This window comes from Vibrio sp. 10N.222.49.C9, assembly GCF_041474985.1.
Lineage (GTDB): Bacteria > Pseudomonadota > Gammaproteobacteria > Enterobacterales > Vibrionaceae > Vibrio > Vibrio crassostreae_C.
In genome coordinates this window covers 1-335 of record NZ_JBFRVD010001318.1, presented here as the reverse complement: position 1 = coordinate 335, position 335 = coordinate 1, and the positions used below count along the sequence as shown (strand labels likewise).

The 335-nt window shown below is 45.4% G+C and carries 1 protein-coding gene; it reads left to right on the top strand.

Going from position 1 to position 335, the window contains the following annotated elements; translation table 11 throughout:
* Window positions 1–215: hypothetical protein (locus AB4585_RS28095; protein ID WP_372172048.1), on the top strand; the 215-nt coding region annotated here is incomplete at its 5' end.
* Window positions 216–335 lie beyond the last annotated feature (120 nt).

The window sequence follows — 335 nt, the reverse complement described above, 5'->3', positions numbered from 1 at the left end:
AGAGCTTAGAGCGTCAAGATCTTGGTGTGAACGCCACGACCGCACGTTTTGGAGCGCAAATTTTATGGAATTTGGTGCGTCATGGTAGTATCACTACTCATGGAGCGCACATTAACATCAGAAACCTAGAAATCATCCCTATCAACGTAGACCCTAATGTATGGTCTTTGTATGGCTATGTTCAAGATGAAATACACAATACTGAAACTGCATAACAACACTTGGAAGCCACTCTACAGGCTCTTACCGCAAAGCCACATCGAAGCGGAGAGCGACAGTGAAGCCATTGCCATTTGGCACGACAGAACGCAATACAGAACGGCTCAGTTACTTCT